23 protein-coding genes and 1 pseudogene are annotated in these 24,670 nt (G+C 65.8%); 9 read left to right on the plus strand and 15 right to left on the minus strand.

Going from position 1 to position 24,670, the window contains the following annotated elements; genetic code table 11:
- The first annotated feature begins 47 nt into the window (after positions 1-47).
- Entirely contained in the window at positions 48-551 is a 504-nt protein-coding gene (locus POL67_RS34170; RefSeq protein WP_271924807.1) for a hypothetical protein, read from the plus strand.
- A gap of 38 nt (positions 552-589) precedes the next feature.
- Here POL67_RS34170 and POL67_RS34175 read toward each other — a convergent pair whose 3' ends face one another.
- Positions 590-1,750 carry a cytochrome P450 gene (locus tag POL67_RS34175; RefSeq protein WP_271924808.1) on the minus strand — a complete coding sequence of 387 codons (1,161 nt, stop codon included), beginning with the start codon at positions 1,748-1,750 and terminating at the stop codon, positions 590-592.
- 167 nt (positions 1,751-1,917) lie between these two features.
- On the opposite strand from POL67_RS34175, the gene POL67_RS34180 reads away from it, so the two are divergent.
- Complete coding sequence (locus POL67_RS34180; RefSeq protein ID WP_271924809.1) at positions 1,918-2,472, plus strand: EF-hand domain-containing protein; 555 nt, start codon at positions 1,918-1,920, stop codon at positions 2,470-2,472.
- 187 nt (positions 2,473-2,659) lie between these two features.
- Here POL67_RS34180 and POL67_RS34185 read toward each other — a convergent pair whose 3' ends face one another.
- From POL67_RS34185 to POL67_RS34195, 3 genes are all read right to left on the minus strand, one after another.
- Entirely contained in the window at positions 2,660-3,241 is a 582-nt protein-coding gene (locus tag POL67_RS34185) for a phytochelatin synthase family protein (RefSeq protein ID WP_271924810.1), read from the minus strand.
- A gap of 543 nt (positions 3,242-3,784) precedes the next feature.
- A complete protein-coding gene (locus POL67_RS34190; RefSeq protein WP_271924811.1) occupies positions 3,785-4,315 on the minus strand; it encodes a hypothetical protein in 531 nt (176 codons plus the stop codon).
- Positions 4,260-5,093 carry a zinc-dependent metalloprotease family protein gene (locus POL67_RS34195; protein WP_271924812.1) on the minus strand — a complete coding sequence of 278 codons (834 nt, stop codon included), beginning with the start codon at positions 5,091-5,093 and terminating at the stop codon, positions 4,260-4,262. Before POL67_RS34195 ends, POL67_RS34190 begins: the two co-directional genes overlap by 56 nt.
- A gap of 18 nt (positions 5,094-5,111) precedes the next feature.
- Here POL67_RS34195 and POL67_RS34200 point away from each other — a divergent pair, with 18 nt between their 5' ends.
- The gene (locus POL67_RS34200) at positions 5,112-5,255 is read left to right on the plus strand and encodes a hypothetical protein (RefSeq protein WP_271924813.1); all 144 of its coding nucleotides are present in this window, start codon (positions 5,112-5,114) and stop codon (positions 5,253-5,255) included.
- Between the two features lie 110 nt (positions 5,256-5,365).
- On the opposite strand, the gene POL67_RS34205 is transcribed toward POL67_RS34200, so the two are convergent.
- Complete coding sequence (locus tag POL67_RS34205) at positions 5,366-6,043, minus strand: PLL family lectin (protein ID WP_271924814.1); 678 nt, start codon at positions 6,041-6,043, stop codon at positions 5,366-5,368.
- Between the two features lie 1,012 nt (positions 6,044-7,055).
- Between POL67_RS34205 and POL67_RS34210 the strand changes: the two genes are divergently transcribed.
- Complete coding sequence (locus tag POL67_RS34210) at positions 7,056-7,697, plus strand: hypothetical protein (protein WP_271924815.1); 642 nt, start codon at positions 7,056-7,058, stop codon at positions 7,695-7,697.
- Positions 7,698-7,949: 252 nt separating this feature from the next.
- Here the strand turns inward: POL67_RS34210 and POL67_RS34215 are convergent, their stop codons facing one another.
- Together POL67_RS34215 and POL67_RS34220 are read right to left on the minus strand one after the other, a co-directional pair.
- The gene (locus tag POL67_RS34215; protein ID WP_271924816.1) at positions 7,950-8,195 is read right to left on the minus strand and encodes a hypothetical protein; all 246 of its coding nucleotides are present in this window, start codon (positions 8,193-8,195) and stop codon (positions 7,950-7,952) included.
- 2,353 nt (positions 8,196-10,548) lie between these two features.
- On the minus strand, positions 10,549-11,664 hold the full coding sequence (locus tag POL67_RS34220) for an RNA polymerase sigma factor (RefSeq protein ID WP_308789561.1): 1,116 nt from the start codon (positions 11,662-11,664) through the stop codon (positions 10,549-10,551).
- Between the two features lie 107 nt (positions 11,665-11,771).
- On the opposite strand from POL67_RS34220, the gene POL67_RS34225 reads away from it, so the two are divergent.
- Positions 11,772-11,960, plus strand: coding sequence for a hypothetical protein (locus POL67_RS34225; protein WP_271924818.1), 189 nt, complete (start codon positions 11,772-11,774; stop codon positions 11,958-11,960).
- Here POL67_RS34225 and POL67_RS34230 read toward each other — a convergent pair.
- Positions 11,957-12,649, minus strand: a complete 693-nt coding sequence (locus POL67_RS34230; protein ID WP_271930935.1) for a substrate binding domain-containing protein — start codon at positions 12,647-12,649, stop codon at positions 11,957-11,959. The genes POL67_RS34225 and POL67_RS34230 overlap by 4 nt on opposite strands.
- Before the next feature lie 39 nt (positions 12,650-12,688).
- A pseudogene (locus POL67_RS34235) lies at positions 12,689-12,859 on the minus strand (helix-turn-helix domain-containing protein); the annotation flags it as partial.
- Between the two features lie 116 nt (positions 12,860-12,975).
- Here POL67_RS34235 and POL67_RS34240 point away from each other — a divergent pair.
- Together POL67_RS34240 and POL67_RS34245 are read left to right on the plus strand one after the other, a co-directional pair.
- On the plus strand, positions 12,976-13,848 hold the full coding sequence (locus tag POL67_RS34240; RefSeq protein WP_271924819.1) for an SDR family oxidoreductase: 873 nt from the start codon (positions 12,976-12,978) through the stop codon (positions 13,846-13,848).
- Between the two features lie 94 nt (positions 13,849-13,942).
- Positions 13,943-14,107 carry a hypothetical protein gene (locus POL67_RS34245; protein ID WP_271924820.1) on the plus strand — a complete coding sequence of 55 codons (165 nt, stop codon included), beginning with the start codon at positions 13,943-13,945 and terminating at the stop codon, positions 14,105-14,107.
- Positions 14,108-14,671: 564 nt separating this feature from the next.
- Here POL67_RS34245 and POL67_RS34250 read toward each other — a convergent pair.
- From POL67_RS34250 to POL67_RS54350, 5 genes are all read right to left on the minus strand, one after another.
- Complete coding sequence (locus POL67_RS34250) at positions 14,672-15,328, minus strand: hypothetical protein (protein WP_271924821.1); 657 nt, start codon at positions 15,326-15,328, stop codon at positions 14,672-14,674.
- A 529-nt stretch (positions 15,329-15,857) separates the two neighbouring features.
- On the minus strand, positions 15,858-16,487 hold the full coding sequence (locus POL67_RS34255; protein ID WP_271924822.1) for an RNA polymerase sigma factor: 630 nt from the start codon (positions 16,485-16,487) through the stop codon (positions 15,858-15,860).
- A 21-nt stretch (positions 16,488-16,508) separates the two neighbouring features.
- Positions 16,509-18,164: a serine/threonine-protein kinase gene (locus POL67_RS34260; protein ID WP_271924823.1), complete on the minus strand. Its 1,656-nt coding sequence runs from the start codon at positions 18,162-18,164 to the stop codon at positions 16,509-16,511.
- Positions 18,165-18,515: 351 nt separating this feature from the next.
- Entirely contained in the window at positions 18,516-19,298 is a 783-nt protein-coding gene (locus POL67_RS54345; protein WP_373372375.1) for a transposase, read from the minus strand.
- Entirely contained in the window at positions 19,217-19,468 is a 252-nt protein-coding gene (locus POL67_RS54350) for a transposase (RefSeq protein WP_373372376.1), read from the minus strand. The genes POL67_RS54345 and POL67_RS54350 overlap by 82 nt, the downstream gene beginning before the upstream one ends.
- Positions 19,469-19,703: 235 nt before the next feature.
- Between POL67_RS54350 and POL67_RS34265 the strand changes: the two genes are divergently transcribed.
- Entirely contained in the window at positions 19,704-20,171 is a 468-nt protein-coding gene (locus POL67_RS34265; protein WP_271924824.1) for a hypothetical protein, read from the plus strand.
- A 508-nt stretch (positions 20,172-20,679) separates the two neighbouring features.
- Positions 20,680-21,186, plus strand: a complete 507-nt coding sequence (locus POL67_RS34270) for a hypothetical protein (protein WP_271924825.1) — start codon at positions 20,680-20,682, stop codon at positions 21,184-21,186.
- Positions 21,187-21,228: 42 nt separating this feature from the next.
- Here POL67_RS34270 and POL67_RS34275 read toward each other — a convergent pair whose 3' ends face one another.
- Positions 21,229-24,483: a UvrD-helicase domain-containing protein gene (locus tag POL67_RS34275; protein WP_271924826.1), complete on the minus strand. Its 3,255-nt coding sequence runs from the start codon at positions 24,481-24,483 to the stop codon at positions 21,229-21,231.
- Positions 24,484-24,670: the final 187 nt, after the last annotated feature.

Genomic DNA, 24,670 nt, shown 5'->3' on the forward strand with positions numbered 1-24,670 from the left:
CAGAGGAGTTCGGCAGGAACATGAAAGGTCCTCTACGAAAAGAGTTGATGAAGTCCTTCGAGGCAGAACTTCAAACCCGATTCCCACAATTCGTACCGTTTGATTCAGAGCGAAACACGAGAACATGGTCCTGGAAGGCATCGCCAGATCTCGTGTTTTTCGTGACGGTACAGGCATTCGTACGCCTGGATCAATTCGTCGTCGAGGTGTCTTGGGCCGAGACGGAAGAGTTTCCTTGGGGTGCGATTGGACACGTGAACGTCGATCAACCACGGGGGCGTGAACGGCTGGGTCTATTCTGGAAGAGTGGTCCCGATGAGCCTGTCTGGGATGTATGTCCGGAGAAGAGCGCTCGCATGTCGGAATACTTGGAGGCCGTGTGTGAAGGCAACACAGCAAGCATTCCAGCCGACCCACCGATGGCTCAAATTCTGCCGCGTGTCCTCCCGTTGGTTCGCGATGCGATGGACAAGTTCGAAGAATACGGGATGCCCCTGTTTCACCGCGTCGCGGAAGCGCATGGAATCGCAATTGGTTCACGGACAACGTGACCTGGTCGTGAGCGGGTGAAACCCCGGCGCTCCGCTCGTCAAGCCGGCCGGAACCGCACGGGCAGCCTCGCCACGCCGTTGGATTGAAGCCCCTTGAGCGGCTCCAGCGGCTCCTCGCTCGCGAGCGCGAGCCCTGGAAGCCGCTCCAGGATCGCGTGCAATGCCACCCGCGCCTCGAGCCGCGCCAGCGGCGCGCCAATGCAGAAGTGAATACCGCTGCTGAACGCGAGGTGCGGGTTCGGGCTCCGGCCGATGTCGAAGCGGTCCGGATCCTTGAAATGGGCCTCATCCCGGTTGGCCGAGCCGAGGAAGGCGACGACCTGCTGCTTCGCGCGAATCGTCTGGCCGCCGAGCTCCACGTCCTTCGCGGCGACGCGGAACCAGGTATTGATGGGCGGCCGGAACCGGAGCACCTCCTCGATGGCCGGGCCGTGGAGGTTCGGGTCGGCGTATACCCGGGAAAGCTCGTCCGGGTGCTCCAGCAAGGTGAGCACCGTATTGCTGATGAGGCGTGAGGTGGTTGCATTGCCCGCGACGAGGAAGAGCTTGATGAAGCCGAGCAGCTCCTTGTCGCTGAGGCGCTCGCCGTCGACCTCGGCCGCGAGCAGGCGCGAGGTGAGGTCCTCCCGAGGCGCGGCGCGCCGCTCCGCGATGACCTGGGAGAAGTAGGCGTCCATTTCTTCCTGGGGGCGGGGATCCGCGGGCTTTCCGCTCACGATGGAGTCGAAGCCCTCGATGACCTCCAGGGTCAGCCGGCGGAAGTAGGCGTGCTCCGCCCGGGGGATGCCGAGGATGTCGGCAATCACCAGGAGGGGCAGGACGCCGGCGAACGCTTCGACGAGCTCGCACGCGCCGCGCGGGGCGATGCCGTCGAGCAGCGCGTGGGCGATGCGGGTGATCTCCGGCTCCAGCTCGGCGCTGGCGCGTGGGGTGAAGGCGCGCGAGACGAGGCTCCGCAGGCGCTGGTGGCGCGGTGGATCCGAGGCGTTCAGGTTGCCCCGGTGGATGAGATCGAGGGCGGAACCAGGGGCCAGGCGGCCGTAGTCGGAGGAGAAGCTCTCCCAGTCCGAGAGCACGGTCTTCACGTCGTCATAACGGAAGATACACCAGCTTCGATAGCGCTCGTCGTAGTGGACAGGGCGCGCCCGGCGCATGGATTGATAGAGGGCTCGGGTCTCGGGCGCGTGGGTGTCGGTCATGCGCGCGAGCTTATCCCAGGAGAATGGGATCCGGGGAACTCATTTCCTTGCTCCGGTCGGAGGTCTCTCGGGGCGTTTCCCCCTTACGAGCGGGTTGACGCCAGCGAATGCTCCGGTGTTTACTCGCCGCGACGATGCGGCTCAGAGCGAGCCAAAGGAATGTCTTCATGACGACGGATTTGCAGACCAAAAAATTCAGCTTCGTGTTCAACTGGTTCGATCAGAATGGCGATGGGTGGCTCACCCGGGACGACTTCGAGAAGATAGCCGGGATGTTCAACGCCCTGGCAGCCGAGGACGATGAAAAGACCAAGACCGCCATGAAGGATGCCTTCGCGTACTGGTGGGGCCTCCTGCTGGAGTCCGGTGGGGGCACGTCGGGAGAGAAGATCGGGCTGCCGGAGTTCCTCCGCATCATGGCCTCCAGCGTCATCGCGCCGGAGAATTTCGAAAATGCGGTGGGTCGCATCGCCACCGGGATGGTTGCAGCCCTCGATCGCGACGGCAACGGGAGCCTTTCGCAGAAAGAGTTCGTGCGAATGTACGACGTGGTGGGGGTTCCTTCGACGACGTCCGCCGAGTGGTTCAAGCGGCTCGACCGGGATAGCAGCGGGGAGATTAGCTGCGCCGAGTTCCGGCAGGCCATCGTCGAGTTTTACCTGAGCCCGGACCCGAACGTCCCCGGGAACTGGCTGCTCGCCTCCATGGATGTATTCAAGTAGCACCCACCCTGCGTACAGGAGCTCCGCCGCGTCGCCACGAAGGACGCGGCGTGGCCGCTTCCGCTGCCATGAGCCGATCTGCCGCCAGCAAGCTCACGCTGGCGCCTGCCACGGCACCTCTCCGAGGAGCGGGAGGTGATCGGGAGGGAGGAGGAGGGAGGAAGAGGGAGGAGGAGGGAGGAGGAGGCTACGCCTGCTCTTTCCGCAGCACCAGAAGGCCGCGGGAGCGGTCGGAGGCGGAGTCCTTGTCGACACAGGCTTTGTACATCCGCTCGACGGGACACTTCCAGAAGCGGGTGTACTTGCGGGGATTGACGTCGCCCACGGTGAGCTCGCCGGTGTCCGCGTCGTAGTCGGCCAGGAGCGCGAAGTGACCCCCGCCGAGCGCGGTGTCGTGCGCGATGTTGACGTTGAAGTTGAGCAGGTGGATGTCCTGCGGATCGGAGGCGGCGCGGGCCATCTCGGTCTTGAACCACGAAAGCGTCGCCTCGGGCCGGTCGAAGTGCACCACCCGCACCGAGACGGGCAGCTTGCTGGTCCGCATCAGGCGCAGCGCCGTGTCGTAGGTCTCGGCCAGCGTCATCCCGTCGTCGAGCACCGACGAGACCGGCAGCCGCGTGGCGTAAAAGATGTCATCGATCGCCGTGGGAAAACCGAGCACGGTGAGCCCGTAGGCGAGCGCCGTGACGTTGCAGCAGCGGATCGGCTGCTGGAACTCGACCATGCTGATGCGTTCGAGATCCTTCGACGACTTCGGCGACTCGATCATTTACGTTCTCCTCCGGCTGCCAGCCCTGCAAAATTGATGTGAGGGCGCGCGAGTATCACGAGCAGGGCCGTCGTCGTCAAGAGGCGCGGACGCGGGGAGCGCAGATGGGAGGCAAGTCGCCCGCACCGCTCGGGCGACGTGCCCGTCTTCGGCGCGACCCAGCGCCTTTGGCCACCGACCCAAGCTGCGCTTCCGACGTCGCGCCCGCTGGGCCAACGATGAAGGGCGGCTTTGGTGAACGTCTCGCGTTTGCTGTTTGCAGGCGCCGATGCATAGGTGTGCTCGCCGTGCAAGACCAACGCCGAGCGCACCCGCGCGAACAAGGACCTCGCCCTGCTGCTGGGCCACGATCCCGGGCGGATCGTGCTCATGCTCGACGACCAGGGCTGGGGCGACGTGGCCGACCTGCTCGCGCGCTGGGACGGCCCGCCGCTGCCGAAGGTCATCGGACACAATCGTCTGCGGTCGCCCTCGGCCGTCACGCTCGCGCCTTCGGCGGGCCATCCCGTGCTCGGTGGAGCGGCAGGCGCGACGCGGGACTGGCTATCGGGTCACCTTGAGCAAGTCCAGATCGACCACTCCGTTGGGGGTGCTGAAACCGTAGCGCACCCGCAGGCTCGTGGTTCCCGCGGGGGCGGTCGCGACGAGCTGGGTATCTGCGTTGTAGGCCCAAGCGTCCGTGCTCCAGGTTCGACCCGTCACGCCGATCTCGGTCCCTGCGCTGTTGTAGAAGATGAAAGACACGACGCCCGACTGCGTGTGGTTTCGGCTCATGTTGTCGAGTCTGTATGTCGTGCCCGCGGTCGCGGCGACGGCCGGACCGAGCGCATACGCTCCGGGGTACAGGCAACCCGACGGGAAGCCGGTCGTCTGCATCCGCAAGGCATACGCGCCCCCACCGGGCGCCGGGTTGTCGGATGCGGTGTGGTAGCGGAAGACGTTGCTGGTGGGGGACCAGGGTCCTGACGCGCAATTGTGCCAGATCAGCCAGCCGGAAAGGTCTGCCGCGCTCTCGAAATTATTCGTATATACGGTCACCGGCGGCTCGGGCCTCCACGCGGAGACCGTGGGCATGCTGCTCTCGAGCCATGACTCCATGTCCCGCTGCCCAGGGATACCGAGCGGAACTCCCATGTACGTCTGATCGGGATGGGACCAGCGGTTGAGCCGTACGCAGGTGGCGGGGAGACCGTTGAACGGGCACTCGATGTACCCCGCCCATGATGGTCATCCACGTATCGTCCACGGCCACGACCGGGCGTGCGATCCCTGCATTGGCAACGTCCTCGTGCCTGCCTCCGAACACGTGCCCGAGCTCGTGCAGCGCGGTCAGGTCGCCCAGCGCGTAATCGTCCGTGGAAAGGGCGAAGGGATTGGCCTGGTTTTGCAACCAGGCAACCCCACCGATACGGCCATAACCTGGCATGTCGGCAGCCGTCGGATCCTCCTGCACGAGCAAGAACGCGACATCCGCATAGGTGTTGTCCATGCTGGTGTCGATGTTCGTGAAGGGCGCCGATCGGTTGGCCATGGCATTGATGATTGCCGATCGATTCATCCCGGCGAAGTTGCTCGCGACCTGCTGAACGCCTGCGATCGAGATAGAGTTGTTGGACGATACGGCGCTCAGGCTCAGCGACTTGTTGAACGCCGTGACGATGTTCGAGGCCTGCGCGGAAGCGTTCGGCACGTTGCTCGCGTGCAGGAACAAGATCCGAACGTTGCCGCCCACGACGATCGACGTGGAGAGGGGAGGCTGCGGGCCCTCCGGCGCGTCTTCGGGCTCGTCCTGCGGGTGGTCGAACCGAGGCTCGTCCTTGGGCACCAGGGTCCGATCGACGCTTCGGATCATGTGCAGGTTCGACCCGGCATGTGGCTCCACGAGCCACGCTTGCGTCCCCCGCCGGATCGAGCCCACCAGCTTGCCATCTTCGATCGAGAACGTGAAGTCGGCGAATTCGTCGTCGCGCGCGGGGGTGAGGCGGTGATCGAGCGGGGGCTCGACGTGCAGTGACGGTGGTCACGGCCCGCGGTTTGCGAGGCCGGCAGCCCCCAGGTCATCGCGCGAGACGCGCGGACGGCCCCTCCCCAGCTCCCTCCGGAGCGTTCGCCCACGCTTCCGCCTCACGGCAACGGGAAGCCGGCGTGCCACGAGCCGTCGGAGCTGCTCTGCCACGACGCGAGGTAGGCCAAGTTGCTTATGGCGTCGATGCCGATCACCTGGAGGTTGCCCCCGTTGCCCGGGGCGACGGTGATCGACGAGAGGCGCACGCCGGTACTCGGCAGGGCGAAGCCGGAGTGCCACGTGCCGTCGGAGTTCTGCCACGACGCGAGGTAGGGCAAGCCGTCGTTCTTGCCGAGGCCGATCACCTGGAGGTTGCCGCTGTTGCCCTGGGCGACGGCGATCGACGAGAGCGGCGTGCCCTGGCTCGGCAGGAGGAAGCCGGGCTCCCACGTGCCGTTGCTGCTGTGCTGCCACGACGAGAGGTAGGGCAAGTTGTTCGCGCCGAGGCCGACCACCTGGAGGTTGCCGCCGTTGCCCGGGGCGACGGCGAGCGACGGCAAGAGGCGCACATTGGGGCTCGGCAGGGCGAAGCCGGGGTGCCAGCTGCCATCGCCACTGTACTGCCAGTCCGCGAGGTAGGGCAAGGCGTCGGCCTTGCCAATGCCGATCACCTGGAGATTGCCTCCGTTGCCTTGCGCGGCGTAAATCGACGATAGCTGCGCGTTGGCGGCTACGTCCCTTGCGGTCACCAAGAACCCGGCGGCGACGGATGCGGCAAGAAGGATGCTTCTGATCATGATAGCCCTCCCAACCGAGCGTCGTTCAGCGTCTGTGTCTCACACCTGCGGAGTCCATGCGGCCGGACGCTCTGGACGCAAGCCGGTCCCCCGCAGTGTCAAGAGCACGCGGGTCGGCGCCGGATCCCGCTGGGGGGGCGGCGCGGCGTGCCGGACGACGTCGCCGCCTTCCGGCGTCCTGCCGAAATCGCCGCGGCGGTATCAGGCGACATCGGCCGCTCGGCGCTCTCAGCGCCGCGTTTGACCCGCGAGCATTCGCGCTTGATGTTCCTTTTCCGCCACATCCAGCTCCGACCGGGTCACTAGGGGCGCCGAAACCAAATACCTGCAACCGTGGTGACAGAATGATTGCACCATCTACAGCAGTTAAGTCAGCGACTGCGGAGACAGCGAATGCGGCTCACGGTCACCACGCACGTCCGCTTTACATCGCCACTTTAGGGACGCAAGCGGGAAACCATCTATACCTTCGGCGGCGAGCCGGTCGCATACATCGACGGCGATTCGGTGTACTCGTTCAGTGACATGTATCTTCCTAAATCGGTCCTCGATGCGCCGCCGCGACAGCCGCCCAGTAACGATCGCCCTGGCCCCCATCATCATCGAAGCGGCGGCCGCCGACGAACCCAGGTGCAAATCGGAGAGATGAGCCAACCTACGTGACGTCATGCCCGGGCATGATGCACGCGTTCGGCGACGAACCTGCGAATCCCGGGTAAAACGCTGGCGAGGAGACCGTGACGGGATTCGCTCGGGAGGGCGACGGGATGGCGAAGACGCGCGTCGTGAAGCAGCGTGGATCGTCCGGCCTCTTGCCCTCTCACGGAACACGAGGGCCCTGCAATACGAGGAGGCCCAAGGAAGCGTAGAGAGCGGCCGATCAGAACCGGTACAGCTCTCGCAAGGCGGCCGAGCGTGCGACAGAAGCAACCAGGAGGAGCTCGGCTGTCCATCACGCTCGAGGAGAGGGGCAACCTCGCCGCTTTCCTGCGACAGCCGTAACAGCCGGCGCGTGTGGAAATGGCGTTCCGCCGACGATCTCTTGGTCAGGACACAATCCGTTCGAGGCGTTCCGGCAGAGGGGGCAACCATGGCAAGCGCGCAGCAGGTAGCCGATCAGCAAAGCCTGTTCACCGATGATTTGTTCTACTTCGTTTTGAGGCTCCGAAAGTCCCGTATCCGGTCGGTTGCGGAGCGCGTGCGGCGCATGTATCCGGACGAGTCGCCGGAGCAGCAGGCGCGTCGTCTCATTGCATCGACCTCGGTGATTTCCTTCGCCGCGGGCGGCCTCGTTCATGCGCCCGCCGCCGTCCCTGGGTTCGGCATCGTGTACGAAGGCCTGGGGTTCGTCGCTGGCGCATCCATCCTTACCAGGATGCACCTTTACCTCATCCTCGAGATAGCGCTGCTTTTCGGGAAGGACATCGACCAATCCGAGCGTGTGAAGGAGCTCGTGGCCGTGGTGGCGGCTTGCGCCGCCAGCGCCGCCGCGCCGGTGGCTGTCGCGATGACGTTGAACCCGGTCTTCGCCGTGCCAGCGGGAGCGCTCGCCGCGACGGCTGTCACCCAGGCGATCGGGGAATCGGCGATCCGCCGCTACAAGCGCTCGACGGCGCCCGAGGCGGCCACGGTCCCCGCGCCCGCGAGGGGATGACGCGGCCATCCCTTCGGCGAGGGATCAGCGCTCGACGCCCAGCCGCGGGTGCGCGGGTATCGACCCAGGAGACGACAGACGAGGAGGCGCTGCGTTACGCGATGAGCCTGCCGGTACTGATTCGGGCGTACAGCCTATCGACCAGCGCGACCCATTTCGCCAAGTTCTTTGGCCTCCTCAGAAAAGGGTTTTACCCCTCCATCTCGGAGACGTAAAAACCCGACGGCACGTTTACGTGCGCCGGAGTTGGGGCTACTCCTCAAAAATGTACGACTGTCGACAGCAGAATGTCACAGCGTTCTCATCATCCTCGACCGCCTCGCCGATGGGCTCTCCGCCGCCTGCCTCGCACGTGCCCTTGATGTAGGTGTGTTCCGTGACGGACTTCCCGCCGATCGCTCGGCCGGCGGGGATGATGGGGTCACATGCGCCGAGCTCGGACGAAACGTTCCTCTGGTGGAACTCGCCCGAGCAGACTCCGTCGTCGAAGAGGCGCACGGTTGCCAAGCACGCGCCCCCTTGCGGCGCGCCGCACATGCATTCCGTGCAACCGCGCGATTCCTTGGGTTGAAACGGGTACATGATCCGAGGCCCCTCAACATCATAGGGCTTGGGGCACTTGGTATGCTTCCCCTCCCGCCACACGCATTGACGGTGGGGATAATGAGCCTTGGGCACACACAGTTGATCCCCTGCGCCGCAAAGCGACGTATCGAGGCTCGACCGACATGCAAGCGCGCCTGTCTCCCATTCCGTGCTCTTCGTCCCGCCCACCTTGATGATCTGCGAAGGCTTGACGTCGCACTTCTCGTTGACCGGAGGGGGAAGCGCGGAGAACGTGATCGACCGCGCGCACGGCACGCCGCTTCCTGGGGGACACTGGGCCCCCGCCGGCAGCGCGTTCGCGCTCGTGCAGCTCCCATCCCACCCCCCCGGACCGTCAAAAGGGAGCGACGGCGCCCCCACCGCGCCGCACATGCCAGCCCCGATCGTGATTTCCCCCGGGACGCCGCTGCATTGCCCCGTTGCTTCCTGGCATTCGCAGGGGTCGCACTGCGCCGGGGGAGCCGTAAGGCCCGCGTAAAGCTTGAATTGCTTACCACCGTCGAAGGGGCATGCTTTCGGGACGTCCGCGGCAGGGCCGAACCAGACGGCCCACGGTACCTGGCTCCAGAAACCTGCCTCGGGATCGTCGGGGATCTCGACACATTCCCCTCCTTGCGCCTCGCATGCTGCTTGTGGTTCGGCGTCCGGGCCGGCGTCGACGTCCGGACCGGCGTCAGACAAACATCTACTATCGGGTATGTATGCATCCGGATCGCAGACAAAGGTTCCGACATCCGCGATCGTCCCGCACCCCTGCAACAGACTCAACAGCGAAAATGTAGCTATTGCAATTCCTGGGAACCAATACACAAATCTGCGCATATCCACCGCCGCTTTCGATCTACCTAAAAATACCACAACCCCGAGGCCGACAATCCGACCATTGCCGCTGGTTGATCGACAATGGTCGTGTGTTCGATATCGATACGAGTCCGACTTGCGAAGCCCAAGGCATCTACGCTTATACGTGCACCGAGACTATCCCCTCGCCACCCTGCGCCGATCTTGCCTCCAAGGCCTGGCTTCAACCATGTAAACGACGAGTTAACAAAACTGTCTTGCTTTGCCTCCACGCGTATGATTCCGAGGTGACCACTGGCACAAGCGAAAAGCCACCTCCAATGACCACAAACGTTCGCTATTCCCCCGGCCGTCATTCCCTGGATCGGGCTCCCTGCTATGCCGCTCGTGAGCCACGCTGCTCGTGCATCCAGACCGACAGATAGTATCCCGTTCGGCTGCAAACCTAACGAGAACCCAGCCCCGAACGCCGGGGCCCACGATGCCACTCCCAGCACCATCACCGGCCCCACGCCGATCGAGCCCCTCACGCCCGATTTCTTACCATCACCCCCCGGAGAATCGTCGTACGCATACGGATCCTCCTGCTTTGGCAAGGGCTTCCCGTCCACGACCGCCACCGCCCCAGCAATGCCTAGACGTGAATCCCCGAGCGGATCCATGCGCACCTCGGGGACACCGCGGGGCGCTGGGATGGCGGCCGGCTCCGGGGGAACCTTGGGCGCTGGCGTGGACTCGATCGATGAATCCGACGGGAGCGGCGTAAGCGTGACAGAGACGTCCATGCTCCCCCCCTTGCACGCCGTGAAGACCGCTCGCCCGTCCCGATACCCGTCAGGCTCGCGCGGAGCTCGTGCTCGCCTGGCATGGCGAACAGGAAAAAACCGGTTCGCTGTTTCGGATTGATGGGTTCGCCGTCGAGCGTGGTCCGTTCCGGCGTATGCGAGACCGTGACGTCCAGCATGCAGACCACGGCCCGCGCGGCGTCGTACGCGCTCTTGAACTGCTCCCGCTCTGCCGGACTCGCACGCCAATCACGGTTGACGGCGTCATGGAGCAGATGGGCCGCCCGTGCAGGCTTTCCCAGCTTGACGAGCACGACCCCGAGCCGGCCGGCGATCCACGGATCCGGTCGGATGTTCAATGCCTCCGAATAAGCGAGCACTGCATCCGCCATCCGTCCGGAGGCCCGCGCCCGGTCCCCCCGCTGCACGTACTCCCCAAAGCGCGCTTCCTCTGCGGCGGCTCGGATCGCCTCGGGATCCAGCTCACTGGCTGGAGGCGCGTCGTCCGCCCACGAGGGCAGAGCAAGCCCGAGGACCCCGAGGAACGCGACGATCGCGATGCAGCCCGTCCGCATGACGAAACTCTAGACAAACCGAGCAAAAGCAGCAAGGGGTTCGTGAAGGACGAACCCCGGCACGATAACGCGCGGAACGCTCGGTCATTGCCCCTCTTTGGGGTCGTAGGTCTTCACCCCACGGAAAAGCCTGTCGAGCGCCTCTTCGGCCTCGGGCGTCAAGGTCTGCGGAGCGGCGGGGGCCCGAGGCGCGCGACGGACGGGAGCCGGGTCCGGGGCCGGCGGAGGGGGCTCGATGGAGGCGACGGGCTCTTGGACTTGGTCGCAGAAGATGACCAGCACGTACGGCGCGAGGCGAAGGTGGCGAACGCGCGGCGCATCGGAAGGCGGGAGCAACCACGCCGCAGCGGCCGCCGCTCCGACGAGCAGGCCGACCAATGGCGCCCAAACCTTCTCGACAATCTTGTCCGGCGACCGCGGGAGCCGAGGGAGGAGCCGGCGCCCGGACGACCCCTCGGACGATTCCCCGCCCGACGATCCGCGCCACCCACGGTCGGAAAGGAAGAGAAGCAGAAGCGGAAGGACACCACGCCTGTCGCGGTCACGCTCGCACAGCGCGGCGTAGAGCCGCATTCGTGCTTCGAAGGCAGCATTCCGCACCGAAGTCACCGGAATGCCGAGCGATCGAGCAATCGTCTCGTGTGACTTTTCCTCGATGTCGTAACCAATAAAAGCCGCGCGTTGCCGTGGGGTCAACTTGGCGAGCGCGCCCTGGAGGAACCGAAGGAACTCCGCGCGCTCGGCCGCAACCTCGGGCGAGACGTTGGGGGACACGATCTCCTCGGGGGAGACGTCCCCGCCTTTGGTGTGGCGTCGCTCGCGGCGTAGGTATTTGCAGGCCATCCGCGCCGTGATGACGAACAACCACGGACGCAGCTCGTCCTCCGGGACGTCTGCGCCCGTGCGGCATGTCGCAGCCTCCCACAAAACGTCCTGCGTGACGTCGTCGCGATCGGCCGGGGAACTCATCCAGCGGCCCGTCCATGCGAAAACGACGGGACGGAGCGCCGCGAGCGCAGCGAGGCGCGGAGGGGAACCGGAGGGCGGAGCGGGGGAGGCGTGGGCGAGGCTGGTCACGCTGGCTATATGTCGACCACGCGGGCAAACATACCGACGGGGCCGGTCGATTTTTGCTGACCGTGGATGGTTCCTCACACAACGCTTGATCGGACGTGGTGCGCATGGGCGGCACGAACGCACGCTTCCACATCTCGCATCGCATCACCCGCGGCGCTTCAACCGTTTCCGCCTCCGCTCCCGCCCCCGCGCCCGACGCTTGGAAGCGTATAGAAGCAGGCGCACAAACCTTGCCGTTCGGTGATCTGAGCCAGTGCCCTCCTCTGAAGCTCGACGACGGGTTCATCGCGGTGACCGACGAGACCGCGCCGACCGTGGAGCGCTTCGACGCGAAGGGCGAGCGCATCGAGGCGGTGCCGATGCCGGCGCCGATCTCGCCGACGGCGTCGCCGCGCTCCTCCAGCGCTGATGGGTCCTAGCTTTCCTTCGACCTCGGGGCGCGCTGGTGCGGGAAAGCAGCGCAGAGGAGCTCGACAAAGGCAGACACCTTCGGACTGAGCAACCTCCGCGATGTGTAGAGCGCCCAGATCTCGGTCCGCCGCTCGGGGACGCTACCCCAGCATATAAGCCTGCCCGAGCGCAGGTCCGCATCGACGAGCGAGCCCGGCAGCAGCGCGGCGCCCGCCCCGTTGCGAGCTGCCTGCCACGCCATCGACACCGAGGATGACCTGAGGACAGGCACGGGCGTGAAGGCCTCGATCCCGTTCTTCCCTTCGACGAGCCACACCGGCATTCCTGCCGTCGTCGGCAGGATGATCGCTGGCACGCCGGTACTCGCCTCGTCGCCGGCTCGCCTTCCGGGCCTCTCGAGGGATGGCGGCGCGACGAGGAGGGTTTCCTCTCGCATGACGATCCTCCCGACGAGGCTCTCGTCGAGATGCGGATTGACGCGCACCACGAGATCGACGCCCTCGATCAGAGGATCGATCAGCCGGTTCTCGCTCAGGACCTCGAGAGCGATCTCGGGATAACGAGCCACGAAGCGCGCAGCGATCCGGCCCATGTAGAGGTCTGCGAACAGCTCCGGCACGCTCACTCTCAGGGGTCCGCGCGGACGGGAGAGCCCGCCGGCGAGGGCTTGGCCCACGTCCTCGATCTCGGCCAGCAAGCCGCCGGTTTGCCGGTGGAGCATCGCGCCCTCCTCCGTGAGCCGGAACGTCTTGGGACCACGCTCGACGAGCCGGACCCCCAGCGCGTCCTCCAGCTCCCTCAGGCGGCGTGACAAGGTCGTCTTCGGCTGCCCCGTGGCACGGCTCGCGCGGCCAATGCCGCCATGGCCGACGATCTCATGGAAGGCGACGAGAGCGAGGAGGTCCATGGGTGTACCGTCAGTGGAACGCCGAGCGCCAAAGCAGCCACTATCACTCGACGGCAGGAGGATTCAACGTGCGACTCGGGACGCGGCGTGCGTCCTGAGACGTCACGGAGGAACTCATGGCAATTCTGGCGATCGGCGGTACAGGACAGATCGGCTCCCACGTGGTCGAGGCGCTGGCGAGGCGGGGTGCGGAGGTCCGCGCGTTCGGAAGTGAGCCGTCTCCACGTGGGGCGCCCGCCGGCGTCGAGGAGGTGATTGGCGACATCTTCGATATTGAGCTCATGCGCCGTCTGCTCCGCGAGGCCAGCACGGTGTTCGTCCTGAACCCGGCCGTCGCGGACGAGCTCGCCAGGGTGCTCCTCACACTCAGCCTGATCGACGAGGCGAGGATCCAGCGCGTCGTCTACCTCTCGATGATGGGGGTCGACCGCTTTACCGACGCGTCGAGGGCGGCCGCAAAGCTCGCGGCCGAGCAGACGATCCGGCAGCTCGGCCTCCCCACCACAATCCTGAGGCCGAACGCGGTCTTCCAGAACGACGTTCCGTTGAAGGATGCGATTACCAGACACCATCGTTACACGACCCCGCTCGGCAGCGTCGGCGTCACGGTGGTGGACCTCCTCGATGTCGCCGAGGTCGCGGCCCTCGAGCTCCTGCGACGCGAGCGGTCGGCCGCGCCACTCCCGACCGAGGTGATCGAGGTCGTCGGCCCGGAGGCGCACACGGGGCAGAGCATCGTTCGGTTGTGGTCCGACGTGCTCGGCGAGAACGTCACCTACGAGGGGGACGATCTCGATGCCGTGGAGCAACGGATGCGCGGCGTGATGCCGGCTGCGGGGGCGTATGATCTGAAGCTCGTGTTCCGTGGCATCCTTCGCGAAGGAGTGCTCGGCGCCCCTGGCGCCGCCGAGCGACTCGTCGCGATGCTCGGCCGCCCGTTGCGGACGTATCGCTCGTTCGCCCTCACGATGGCCGGCGCGTCCTCGTAGCCGTGCAGTTCGCTCGTCCAGCGTGCACGACCGCTTCGACCGTCGCGCTCGGCGAGCTTCGTTCGAGGAGGTGGCGCGGAGGAGGGCGGCGAGCATGTCGGCCTGCTCCTGGGTGGCGAAGTCTTTCGTGCCGCGCGCCATGAGCTGCATGCTCTTCGCGTGGAGCTCGGCGATGCGCCGCAGGCTCCCGGCGTGGGCAACGTCGTCCTTCGAGAAGGCGACGTCGAGGCGGCGGAGCGTGGCCAGCGCCGAGGCGTAGGCGATGACGTCACCGTGGCGGGACTTGGCGATGCGCTCGATGTCGTCGTCGTAGACGCACGGCACCTCGGCGGAGCACTTAGGGCAAATAACCAGCAGCGAGAGTTGCCCCAGGGGCACACGCTTACGCATCGGCGGTCCACGCGCCGAGAGCCCCGCGCGGGCCAACCCTTCGCGAATTCCTCCCGCTCGCGCGCTGGGCCCTCGATCCGTGGCTCCCCATCGTCGTCGCGCGCCCGAACCCGCACCGCCTCCTCTTCCCGCTCTCCTCGGGCGCGCGACGCCAAGCGAAGAAGGCCCCCGCCGAGTGGCCGGGCACCCCCGGCAGGAATCGGACCTGCTTCTAGCAGCCCCCTCGAACCACACGGAGATCAGCAGCAACACAGCGGTGATCCCGGCCGTTCTGCGAGATCGAGGGGGCGAGCTGGAGATGACCGCGACGAGACGTTCCGAGACCCTCCGGTGCGTGGGTTGGGGCAACAGTAGGGCAACGCTGGCGAGCGGACTTGGCAGGGTGGTTGGAGGGACGCGGTTCCAGCGTTGACGGTCGGATTTTACGATCGGTTCACTTCGCGCAAGCCCACGTGGCCGTCTTGTTGTTCTTGACGCTCAGCGACCAGTCCCCGCTGGCGGTGGAGGGAGCCGCGATCAAGGCGCCGTCGTTCCAGTCGTTCTGGTTGAGCGCGCCCGTGATCCCGGTGAGCGCGCAGCCCTTGATGCCCGTGCCCGAGGTGATCGTGACGGTGTTCGTTGCAGAGGCTGCGGCGGACACAGAGCCCGAGGTGCACACCGTTCCTTGCGGGAAGTCCACGCACGTGCCGAAAACCCGCGCGTGCGAGCCATCGTAGGGGTCAGTAGGGAGATTGGCCTCGACGTACCATCCCGTTGTCGGGTGGGTTGCGTCCGTCGATGTCTTCTTGACCACGCGCGCGAAGTTGCTGCTGCTGCTCCACGCGCCGGTAATGCCCCAGATGCCGGAGAGGTAGCATTGCCGCAGGTTGTTCGGGTCGAGGTCGGTAATCTTGACGGGGGCGGCGACGCCGCTATCGCTCTTCCACGTGGCGTCGTCGCGAACGTTGCTGGGGAAGCAAGTGGCTTTGGCATTCACAGGATTGTTATCCCAGACCCTCTGGTTGTGCTGGTCCGTGTAGGCACCACCGTGCGCATACAGCCAAGTCCCGGTCAACGGATACTTGGCACCCACCCAGGCCATCGATTCCACGTCGTTGGACCATTCTCCGCCGCGATTGAGGTTCCCTGCGACACCGCTGAGGACGCAGGTCTGGGGAGACGTCGAGGAGATGTCAATCCCGTCGTAGTCCGTCGTGGTCCCCCACGCCCAGTAGCCCCATCCGGACAGCGCAGCCGCGCACCCAGAAGCCACGCTGAAGTCATGCGGGTGAGGTGACGGAACATCGGAACAGTCATCGTGATCTTCATTCGTTTTCTCTCGCTTGCTTCACACGCATTCGGCGGCGCGTGACCTCTGAGGTAGAGCCACGTTCGCTCGCGTCGTGACCGTCGAAATCCTACTGGGACAAAAAAGGGCGGCGAGGGCGGGGATTGGGCCGCGTGGATCCTGTGCATGGTGCTGTCTGACAACGCCGGGCTCGACGTTTCGTTGAGCACGGGGAGCCACGCCTCGTCGTCGAGATCGTAGCGTGAGCCGCCGCCGCCCCGGGGCGGAGGTGCGCCACGGGCCCTCGATATCCGTCCTGTCGAGTGCGAACGAGCAGCACCCTCGCGGGTTGTCATTCCGACACGAGCTTCTCAGCGCGAGCCATCTCGTGCAGCCGCTCCTTGAGCCGTTCGAAGCGCTTGCGAAGCGCCGCGGCGCTGACCCCCCCCATCACGCTCGCCACGTCGGTCCAAGCGAGGTCCCGATCCACGCGGAGGATGAGCAGCATTTGGTCCTCCGGGTCGAGTCGTTCACGCAAGAGAACGAAGGCCGACTTGGCTTCGCTCTTCAAATGGGGCAGCGTCTCGGAGCTCAACTGCGCCGCGAGCTGCAGGATTTCCGCAATGTCCGTCATGGGCGTTCGACGCAGGTGGCGCCGCTCCCTCTTTTGCGTTCGATCGAATCGCCCAAGTTGATGTCGAGCGAGCGTGTAGACCCACGTTCTAAGCGAACAGCGCCACTCGAAGACAGTGATGCCCGCCCATAGGTCGAAGCTGAAGTCACCAAAGATGTCCGCTGCATCGTGCTCCGAGCTGACGATCGCGAGTAGGAAGCCGAAGATTTCTGGCCCATACGCTTGCAAAGTGCCTGTCACCACCTGCCTGAACTCACCGGCACGAAATAGGCTATGCATCTGGGCCTCGAATTCGCTCCTTTCTGCCGAATTTTCAGGCAACTTACATCGGACAAGTGTATCGGGCACGTTTCCAGCTCCTCCCAAGGTTTACTTGATGCAAACGTACGACAAGCGCTTTCCCTTCGTGGCATACACTTGCCACGCCTTCGTCTGCTTATCGTAGCGGATGCCCGCTCCATCGTACAACTCGTTCGTGCGAAACCTGCCGCCGACACCGGCGAGAAAACATACTGTTGCGTCGGGGGGCAGGTCCTGCTTCGGTACGCCGTTCTTCAATGGTGCCGCTTGACCCTCTAGGTTTCCGGACGTGAATTCACGACCGATGTCCATGCACGCTGCGTAGGCGCGGAGCCCAAGCTTCCCCGAGCTCGCGCGGCTCCCCCCGAGCCACCAATTTTGCCCATCGTGCCAAACACGTATGTCATCCAATTCGGATTCCAAACCGTCAACGCCGATGATTTCGGTGAGGAAGCATTGACGACGCGGCGTCACGGCCGCGAGCAGGGTCGGATGCGAATCGTTCGACGCGCTGTCCCAGCTCTTGACACCGGTATATCCGGCTGCGCTATCGATGCACGTCGATTCGGCGTGCACAATCGCTCCGCCGGGAGAGTCCACTTCCATCCGCCACCGCATGGTCTGTGGATCCTCGTAAAGACCCGCGCGCGCGGGCCTCGTCCAGTCTGCTCCCTCGAGGTCGCCGAAGAGCCCCGTAAGGAAGCACGTAAGATCGGCCGTCGCACCCAAGTCCGCATCCGACCCATCGTAGGTGGTGCCGGTCCACGTATGGGGCTCGACGACCAGCGCTTTGGGGCGCAACGCGACGAGCCCGAGGGATGATGCCATTGCGATGGTGATGCCTAGCGCCCAAAAACGCCGCGAACTCGACCGGCGCGCGAGTTCGAGCTGCGTAGCCAGGGCCTCCATCGATTCCCAGCGACGGCTTGGGTCTTCTTCGAACCCGCGAGCGATGATTCGACGGATCCGGCTGGGGACGCGCGGAATGCCGGTAAGCGCTTCACGAAGGGCGACACAATACGAGTATTGGTCGGATCGCGCATCCGTCATGCCTGTGCGCTGCTCCGGTGATGCGTACGCCGGTGTACCTGCAGGAACGTGGCTTTGACCGATGCCAAGCTGCTCCTCCTCGCTGGCCATCTGTGGGGAGATAACCCGAGCAAGCCCGAAATCTGCCACCCTCACTCGCGCGTCTTTGCCGATGAGCACATTGTCCGGCTTGAAATCGTGGTGCACGAGGCCTGCCATGTGGGCCGCCGCAAGCCCCCGTGCTGCTTGCAAGAATTTATCGAGGATTTCCTGCCAGCTGCGGGGTCGTTCGTTCAACCAGCTCCGGAGCGTTCCCGCGTCCACGTACTCCATTGCAAGGAAGACCTGCCCTGCATGCGTTCCAACTTCGTAGATGGTGACGACGTTGGGGTGAGTGCAGCGTGCCAGGACCCTTGCCTCACGGAGCATGAACTTTTCCGCACGCGCGTCGGCGAAACGTAGAAGCTTGAGCGCAACCGGCCGATCGAGCCGAATATCGCGCGCGAGGAAGACGATTCCCATTCCACCTCGACCCAGAGTTCGCTCGACTCGGAATGCATCATCGACGATGGCGCCCACTTCCAAGGAGACGGGGGGCTGCATCGCCGGCGCCCGAGCCACTTTGCGAACGAAGCTGTCTACAGACTCGCTTCTCGTCGCTGGATCCGCATCTCTCGACGCGTTGTTGTTCGTCATCGCAATGCTAGTATATCCGGCCGTCGGGTGCGGTGGAAGAGGGGGAACGCGCACACCGCTTCAAGCTCCCCGAACAAGCGCCCCGCAACCGCTGAGACCTTCTATGTCGTTCCAGACAGAGGTGGTGCCCCTCGACCGGACGCGGCCCGTGCGATGCCCCACCCATCGCCCCGTTCGTTGCCCCGCCCCTGCTGCGGCTCGCCGGGGCCCCTCGGGGGGATCCGGCAGGGCTCCCGGCGTCGACTTCAGCTCGGGCCGCACGAGAAGTGCACTTAGGGCAAATAACCAGCCCATTTCACCCTCGAGCAGGAACCGTCGCCCCGCCGCCCCCCGCCGCGGCCGTATCCCCGACTACGGCATGACGCCACCACACGTGGGCCTCGCGCGGAAAGTCGAGCTCGTCATCGAATTCTTTTGCACTGCGGGCACACGTACGCATCGGCGCCGGCAAACAGCAGCAAACAGCGAGCGCGAGACGTCCACCAAAGGCGGCGCCTCAGGGCTGCTCTCGCCGGTGCGCTTTCGGGAATGGCAGCGAGAGTTGCCCCAGGGGCACACGCTTACGCATCGGCGGTCCACGCGCCGAGAGCCCCGCGCGGGCCAACCCTTCGCGAATCGCATCCGGTGTAAGCGCAACGTTTCGCCACCGCATCGTGCTCGCACACTTCGGACACGCTGTGACATCGATGGCGAACACATGTCGCAAAAGCCACGCCCACGGCTTGCGTCGCGCCTTTCCTCCGGTGGCGTCGTCCCATCGAAAAGCTCACCGAATAGAGACAACTGCAATGGCGCTCGGGGTGGCGCGACCTTCGGCGCTGCCGATGACCGTGCCGACGAAACGACTTCTCTTCGCAATGCTGCATTCGGCGCGAGCACGCCGTGAAACCGCACCCTATGAAAACGCGGCGGCGGCGCCATCGCGCATGCCCGAGCGAGAAAGTCGTAGGGATCCAGCACGACGCACCTCGTCCCGTCACGCCACACTTTTTGGAACTCGTACCGGACGTTCTCGCCGACAACCCCGAGACGCTCCGTCGCAATCGGCGGCCTCACCAGGTACCGGCACCCCCGCTCCACGCGTTTCCGATCCCGACCATCGATCGCCGCTCCCGCGTGGACGTTGAAACCCATACCCCATCCAGCACGAGCGTATGCGCATGCACGTTCAGCCGCAGCGCCGAGTCGAATCGCTGGATGACTGTCACGGCTCCGGGAAACGCATCTTCGACGCTCGAAAGGCCAAACATACGCCTCGCGCGCCATCGATACGATCTCAATAGCTCCTCCACGAACGCGCCCATGTTCTGCCTCCCTCGGAACGGTACACAAACAGATCCCTGTTGCCGCCTCCGCTCCCGCTTCCACCCTACGACGTCACATGTTCACCCTTGCCGGTAGCAGCAATGGGCGCGTAGGCTGTACGATCGTGACGAACACAGTCGCGTGCATACGATGCGGGGCGATCGTGCCGCAGAGCGAGACGGAGTTTACGAGCCGCGGCGACCTGGTCTGCGGGAAGTGCGCGATGTTCCTGGAGTGCACGCCCATGTCGAGCGGGCGCGGGCCGCTGCATACGAGGAGGCCAGCAGGGAAAACAACGGGGACAAAGCCCGGGACGCGGACAACGTCGCCGCGCGGGACCATGCAACCTTCGCCGCCATCGAGGCGGCGGGACCGGCTCGGGCGCCGGCGACCACGGTGTGCTTCCGTTGCGGGACGGCGGTCCCTACCGCGAGGATGACCTACGGGCTCAATGGGCAACTCATGTGTGTCGCATGCTCCGCCACCTACGACGATCGGGCAGAACGCCGGAAGATCGAGGGGAGCACGGCGGCGGGATTCTTGCTCGGTTTTTTCCTGTCAGTGTTCGGGCTGATGATCGTGAAATTCGTCCGAAAGAAGCCGGCCGAGCAAGATGGGGTCTGGATCGGGCTCATCGCGGGCTCGATCGTCATTTACATACCCCTGTTCTTTTTCTTGACGGCGAAGCTGGCGTTGAAGTGACACGCCGCTCGAGAGCGCGTGAGCTTCCACGAGAAGCAGTACACAAACCTCCTCTCGGAGGTCCCTCGACCTCCGGCAGGAGGTCCCTCCACCTCCGACAAGCGTTCCTCCACCGTCCGTAGGCGCCCCTCCATCTCCGGCGGGAGGCCGACCATCTCCGCCAGGAGCTCGCCTGCCTCTCCCCAAACATCGCCCCCTTCCGCCACGAGGCCCCCCACCTCCGCCTGGGATGGCTCCAACCTCCGCCAGGAGGTGCCCCATCTCCCCCCGGAGCTCGTTCCTCTCCGACAGGACGTCCCCCGCCTCCGCCACGACGTCGCCCACCTCCGGCACGAGCTCCCGGATCCCCGGCAGGACCTCCCCCGCCTCCGCCAGGAGCTCACCCACCCCCGCCCGCAGGTCGCCGCTCCCCCGCCTGTCCCGCCTCACCACCTTTTTGTAGCCAAGGTCCACCTACGCAAATGGTTCCGACGTACGCATCCGGGACACACAAACCCAGGAGGAAATCATGGCGCACGTACCCGCATCCCAATTTGCAGGGAAACTTCTCATCGATGCCACCACGGTGAAGGACATCCTCTTCGACCTGGCGCCGGGGGCCGGGCGAATGCTCAAGCGCGCGCAGGAGGGGCTCCCCGACGTCCTCACGGAGCTGCCCAGCGCCCTGCCGACGTACGCCGCGACGCTCGGCGTCTCGGTCGAGATCTTCTTGCGCATTGCCACCTCCACCGCGAGCATCAAGCAGCTCGAGGAGCTGCTCGGGGATGCCCGCAAGCTGGTCGAGGTCCTCGAAGAGAGCATCGCTTATCACGAGGATCAGCGCGAAGCCGAGTTCTCGCAGCTCGCCGAGACCGTCAAGCGCACCGCGGCCCGGAAGGACCCCACCGTCGAGGCTGCATTCGAAAAACTGCTGAAATACGTCGCGCAGGTCGGCATCAAAGCCGCCGCAACCCGCCGCAAGAATGAGGAGGCGGCCCGCGCCGCGGCGGACAAGGCAAACGAGCCTTCGCTCTGAATGCTCCAGGGGGCCCGACACGTCGGGCCCCCGCTCCCCCCGTCAAAACAAGGTGAGCTGCTTCTTCCGCGGATCCGGCCCCTTCTTCGACATATCGGCCGTCTCCTCGGTGAGGAGCCGCTCCTCGATCTCACGCAGGAACGGCGAGGCCTCCATCGCCGCGGGTTTGCCGTGGCGAACACGTTCACGCGCGTACGAGAGGAAGAGACGCTCTCGGGCGCGTGTCATGCCCACGTAAAAGAGCCTGCGCTCCTCGGCCACGTCGGCTTCTTCCTCGCGCCCTTTGAATCGTAGTGGCAAGAGGCCGTCCTCGCAGCCCACGACGAGCACCACCCGGAATTCGAGGCCCTTCGAGGCGTGGAGCGTGAGCAGCGAGATCCGATCCGCCCGCGGATCCCAGGTGTCCACCTCCACCTCCAGCGCCACCTCCAGGCGAAACCGCTCGGCGTCCTCGCCCGCGCGCGTCGCAATCGCGAGCAGCACCACGAGCGCCGCGTCGACGTCGGCCTCCCCGAACGACGGCGCCTCCGCGCCCTCCCCGGGCGCGACCGGGGCCGCAGCCTCGGGCTCGTGGGGCGCCGCGATCTCCTCGCGCACGCGCGCCGCGGCCGTCTGGAGCGATGGGGCGAGCGGCGCGCCCGGCGTATACGTCGCGACGAACAATCGCACGATGGCCATCGCCGCCGCCCGCTCCAGCACCCGATCGTGCGTACGCCGCTGAAATGGCATGCCCGAGCGGCGGAGCGCTTCGACGAGCGCGTGGGATTGCGCGTCGGTCCGGTACAGAATGGCCACGTCGCCAAATGCGTGGGTCCCCTCCCCGTCCTCGGGCGCGACGCGGCCCGTATCCATGGAGAAGAGCGAGGTGCCGCCGACGAGGCGCTCGATCACGTGCACGACCCACTCGGCCTCGGCGCGCTCGGTCCGCGCCTCGTGGGTCACGATGCGGCTCCGATCCTCGATGAGCGGGCGGAGCACACGCTCGCCGACCGTCGGCGAGGGCGCGATGACGCCGAGCGCCGCATCGACAATCGTACGCGTCGAGCGATAGTTCTTGCCGAGGCGCACCACGCTCGCCGCGGGATAGTCCTCCCGGAACCGGAAGAAAAACGAGACGTCCGAGCCGCGGAAGCCGTAAATGGCCTGGTCCGGATCGCCGATCGCGCAGACGTTCTGCGCCTCGCCCGCGAGGCGCAGCAAGAGGCGGTATTGCCGTTCGTCCACGTCCTGGAACTCGTCGACCGAGACGTGCACGAAACGCTCGCGCAAGGCGAGGAGCACGTCGGGGCGGGATTCGAGGAGCTCCACCGCGAGCGTGACGAGGTCGTCGAAATCGACGAGGTTCCGCGCCGCGAGCCCCTCCTCGTAGGCAGCCCAGGCGCGGTCGAGGTCGCTGCCCGGGGAATACTCTTCCGGGGGACGCAGCAAAGCCTCGGACCGGCGCGCCACACGGCGCTTCCATCGGGAGATGCCCGCACAAAGCTGCGTTGCTTTGCGCTCGGTCACGGAGAGCGCCTCCGCGACGAGCTGGATCCGCTCGCGCTCCCCCGCAATGCCGATCTCCGCGCGGTCGCCATATTCACGCAAGATCAGGAGCCCGAGCGCGTGGAACGTCATCGCCGGCACGCGCGCGCCCACGTCACCGAGCAGCACCACGAGCCGCTCGCGCATCTCGTCGGCCGCGCGGCGCGTGAACGTGATCGCCAGGATCCGCTCGGGCGGGATGCCCTGCTCATGAACGAGATGCGCGATCCGATGCGTGAGCGTGCGGGTTTTTCCCGTGCCCGGCCCCGCGACCACGAGGAGCGGCCCCCGCACGACCTCGGCCGCCGCGCGTTGATCGGGATCGAGGCCGTCGAGGAGCGAGGAAGGGCCCTCCGGTGTCATCGGCTCGATCCGCGGCGCAAACAACGACACCGCCGGCTCCCCTTCCGTGCCTTTTTTCTTGCGGCCGGGTTTGTCCGTGGCAGCGGCGCGCGCTGGCTTGTTCGAAGGGGACGTCGGGCGCGGCTCGTCCTCGAAGAGGAGCGCGACCACGGGGCGGCGCTTGATCTCGTCCGGCGTGAAGAGCCGGATCGTCCCGTATTCGCCGTCGTAGCCGGCGTCGCGAATCACACGCCCCGCGCGCATCCGCGCGATCCCCTCCGACAAGAGCGACGAGCCCGCCCGCGTGATGTCTTCGAGCGGCGCATCCTCCAGAATGAAGAGCTCCGGCCCGAGCCGGGAGAGCAGCCCCCGGTAGCTCTGCTCCACGACCTGGCTCGACGGCCCCACGGAGGAGAGCTCGGCGAGGACCTCCGGCAGCGGCACGACGCTGCGAAAATCAGGGGCGTTCTCCGGCCTGTACCCCTCGTCGCGGTCGGCGAGCGTCTCGACACGGCTCAAGACGCCCACCGTGACGGGCCGCCCGCAGGCCGGACAAAGCTCGCCCCGCGCGAGCGTCTCCGAGGGTTCGAGGCGCACGCCGCACGCCCGGTGCCCGTCGAGGTGGTATTTGCCCTCCTCGGGGAAAAACTCCATCGTCCCGACGAACCCCTCGCCCGTCTCCAGGGCGCGGCGGAGCGAGAAGTAATCGATCGGACCGTCGAAGACCGTGGTCTCGCGCCCGAGCTTCGGCGGCGAATGCGCGTCCGAGCTCGATACGAGGCGGTAGCGGTCGAGCCGGGAGAGCCGCCAGTTCATCGCCGGATCCGAGGACAACCCCGTCTCCAGGGCGAAGACGTGGGGCGCGAGGTCCCCGTAACACTCCTCGACCGCGTCGAAGCCGGCCTTCGAGCCGAGCACGGAGAACCAGGGCGTCCAGATGTGCGCCGGGACGAGGTAACTCCCCGGGCCCGACGCGAGCACCATCTCGAGGAGGTGCCGCGAGTCGAGGCCGAGGATGGGCCGGCCGTCGGCGCTCAGGTTGCCCACACGGGCGAGCGCCGCGACGAAGCGCTCGGCCGCCTCGAAATCAGGCACGTACACGAGGTGATGCACCTTCCGGACGCGCTCGCCTTTCTTGTAAATGGTCGAGATCTCGACCGAGAGCATGAAGCGCACGGTCCCTCGGCAAGGGCCTTCGAGGCGCGCCGAGACGGCCTGCTCGATGTCGCTCTGCAGCCGAAAGAGCCCCGGCTCGGCCGGGACGAGCTTCTGCTTGAGCTCCGCCCTCCATGCCGGATGCGTGAAATCGCCCGTGCCGACGACCGTGATCCCCTTGCGCCGCGCCCACCAGGCGAGGTGAAACAGGTCACAGTCCGAGCTCGTAGCGCGAGAGTATCGTGAATGGACGTGGAGGTCCGCGTGGTATCTCATGTTTGTCTTTCGGGAACCCCTTACGCCGCACTTAGCCGAGATCCACGGCTTCGTCAAGCCACGGGCGTTCGAAATGGTTTGGCGACCTGCAACCCCAGGTTTGGCCCCATGGAACCGGAGGCGGCGGAGGTTTTACCAGACGGACCGGTTGGGCCAGTCGTGGAGCGCGGCGAACGACGGCGACGTG

The sequence above is a fragment of the Polyangium mundeleinium genome, assembly GCF_028369105.1.
Classification (GTDB): domain Bacteria; phylum Myxococcota_A; class Polyangia; order Polyangiales; family Polyangiaceae; genus Polyangium; species Polyangium mundeleinium.